The sequence below is a fragment of the uncultured Mycobacterium sp. genome (assembly GCF_964249325.1).
Classification (GTDB): domain Bacteria; phylum Actinomycetota; class Actinomycetes; order Mycobacteriales; family Mycobacteriaceae; genus Mycobacterium.
In genome coordinates this window covers 1-3,149 of the sequence record NZ_CAXUCH010000356.1, presented here as the reverse complement: position 1 = coordinate 3,149, position 3,149 = coordinate 1, and the positions used below count along the sequence as shown (strand labels likewise).

General features: G+C 68.1%; 3 pseudogenes. All 3 read right to left on the bottom strand.

Annotated elements, in window-relative coordinates:
- Positions 1-742, bottom strand: a pseudogene (gene steA, locus ACFE99_RS24330) (putative cytokinetic ring protein SteA); the annotation flags it as partial.
- Between the two features lie 93 nt (positions 743-835).
- Positions 836-2,615 (bottom strand): annotated as a pseudogene (gene recN / locus ACFE99_RS24325) (DNA repair protein RecN).
- 12 nt (positions 2,616-2,627) lie between these two features.
- Positions 2,628-3,149, bottom strand: a pseudogene (ppnK, locus tag ACFE99_RS24320) (NAD(+) kinase); the annotation flags it as partial.

Sequence of the window (3,149 nt, the reverse complement as noted above, 5' to 3'; positions counted from 1 at the left end):
CCACCTGCGCACCGCATTTGAGGACTTCCGCGCTCATCTGCTCGGGGTCGCCGACCATCAGTTGCGGCCGATATCCCGCCTTGCGCAACACGTCGGCTCCGGCGCCAACCCCGATCAACACCGGCTGCTATTCCTTGATGAACGGCTTGAGCGCCTTCACATCGTCGGCGGCACTGGGCTCGTCGGATACCACCACCACGTGGCGGCGGCGCATGTCGACATCGACATCCGGAATACCGATACCGTCGATCAACAACGGGCTTTCGCTGCGGATGAACTCAATGGTGTTGCCCGCGAACGCTTCTAAGTGAGCGACCAGCCCGCTCTTGGCTTCGTGCATGAGGTCGGCAATGTCATGGTCGGTGCGCTCGGTGCCACGGATCAGCCGACGGTCCCCGGAGTAGACGCCCCCGTTGTACAGCCGGACTTTGGCGCCGTCCTTGATTTTCTTGAAGACCTCCGGTCCCGCTTCGTCTATCAGGGTGACCCCGTTGGCCACCAATACCTCCGGGCCCAGGTTGGGGTAGCGGCCCGATACCGAGGGAGACGCGTTGACGACGCCGGCGATGTCAGCCTCGACGAGCGCATCGGCGGTGACCCGATCCAAATCGAGCACATCGAGAACCACGATGTCACCGGGCCCCACCCGGCGCAGCAGCCGATCGATGTCGCGGTCGACCCGGGCCGTACCGACAACGCCGGGCCGATCGGCATTACGAGACAGAAGCACGGACATCTTCATGAGGCGATTCTGTCGGCGGAATTCCGCGGTTGCGAGTAGGCGCGCCGTAACAACAGCCTCAGTAGCTATAAATTGTCACACCAGCCACAGAGCCTATCGCGTCGACTTCAGCTCGGCTTGGGCCGCGTCGAGCAGCTCGCGGGCGTGCGCGCGGCCGCTGTCCGAGTCACCGAGCCCGGCCAGCATCCGGGCCAGTTCGGCGACGCGGTCGTCGCCGTCCACGCGCCGTACCGCGCTCGCGCCGTCTTCTCCCATCGTGTCGACGACCAGATGCACATCGGCATATGCAGCCACCTGCGGCAAGTGCGTTACCACGATGACCTGGTGGCTGTGGGCCAGCCTGGCCAGCCGCCGACCGATCTGCACCGCGGCCCGCCCGCCGACGCCCGCGTCGACCTCGTCGAACACCATGGTGGTGCCCGCCGAACGTCGCGCTGAGGCGGCCAGCACCACCTCCAAGGCCAGCATCACCCGCGACAACTCCCCGCCGGAGGCGCTTTTCGACAGCGGCAACACCGTCGTGCCGCGGTGGGCGGCAAATCCGAACTCGACCTGGTCGATACCATCCGCGCCGGCATGCACGAGCTCACCCGACGGCAGTCTCAGCGCGGCGGGATTCTCGTCGTTGGCCGCCACGGTGGTCACACTGACGGTGAGCTCGGCATTGGCCATCGCCAGCCCGGACAGCTCCGCGCTGACCGCCTTGGCCAACCGCTTGGCCGCTTGCCTACGCAACTTGCTGAGATCGGTTGCCGCTTCGGCCAATTGGACTGCCAGCTCGTCGACCCGGCGCTGCAGCGTGACCAGCGCCTCCTCAGAAACGTCGATTTGGGCCAGCCGGGTCCGCGCCTGGCCCGCCCACTGCAGCACGCCGGCAATGTCGGGGGCATATTTGCGGGTAAGAGTGCGCAGTTGGGCTTGGCGGGCGAGCTTGCTGTCCAGTGCGCTGGCGTCGGCGGGCAGCTCGGACAGATAGTCGCCGAGTTCCCGGGCGGCATCACCGACTACCGCCAGCGCCTCGTCGAGTTGGTCTGCCAGGGCGCGCAGCGTGGCATCGTCGGTCGCTGCTGCCAACGCCGTCTTCGCCTGTCCGAGCAGCTCAGCGGCCGATCGCGGCTCGGTCGGAAACTCTGCGACGGCTTCGCCGTCGTCCAATCTTCCGGATAGCGCCCCGCGCGCAGTGGCTGCGGCCTCGCGCAGCGCGTCGAGTTCGGAGAGCCGCCGGATGTCGTCGAGCAGCGCGTCGTCCTCACCCGGCTCGGGGTCGACGCCGTCGATCTCGTTGAGCGCGAACTTCAGCCGGTCAGCCTCCTGCGCGAGTTCGCGGGCGTGGTTGCTGCGATCGACGAGGTCGCGGCGCGCGGATTGCCAGGCGTCGCGCAGTTTGCGGTAGCGCTCTAGCCGCGAGCCGGCGTCGGCGAACCGGTCCAGTGCGTTGCGCTGCTGTTCGGGTCGCATCAAGCGCAGCTGGTCGTTTTGGCCGTGCAAGGTGAGCAGCTCTGCGGTGCAACTGCTCAGCGACTTGGCGGGCACGCTGCGGCCGCCCAGGTACGCGCGTGAGGGCCGAACGCGACGCGATCACGCTGCCGTCCTCGTCGCGTTCGGCTCCGGATGCGTCCAAGATGTCGTCGATCTGCGCCGCGGCGGCCTCGTCGAGATCGGCGGTGGTGAAACGACCTTCGACGACCGCGCGGTCGGCACCGGACCGCACCCGGGTGGCGTCGGCGCGCGCCCCGCCGAGCAGCTGCAGCCCGGTGACCACCATCGTCTTGCCGGTACCGGTTTCGCCGGTCAGCACGGTCAGGCCCTGGCCGAACTCCGCAGTCGCCGCGCTGATCGCGCCCAGCGACTCGATGCGTATTTCAGTCAGCATCCGCCGGCACCGTTACTGGCCGCGCCATCCGGTGACCGGCAGCCGGAACTTGCGCACCAGACGGTCGGTGAACGGCGCACTGTCCAGCCGTGCCCACTTCACCGGGGTATCGCAGCGCGTCACCTCGAGGCGCCCGCCGGCCGGCACCAGCATTTCGCGGCGGCCGTCGCAGAACACCAGAGCGTTGTGGCCGCCCGACTCGACTTCGATCGCGATGGTGGCGTCGGGGCTGGTGACCATCGGCCGTGCGAATAGGGCATGAGCGTTGTTGGGCACCACCAGGATCGCCTCCAGGTCCGGCCACAGGACCGGACCCCCGGCAGAGAATGCATAGGCGGTCGACCCCGTCGGCGTCGACACCAGCACCCCGTCACAGCCGAACGTCGACACCGGCCGGCCGTCGACTTCCAGAACAACCCCGCGCACGCCCAGCCGCGGCCCTTTCTCCAGGCTCGCCTCGTTCATCGCCCACCCGCGGTCGACGACCCCGCGCCCATCGCGCACCACGATGTCGAGCGTCAGGCGGTCTTCGAT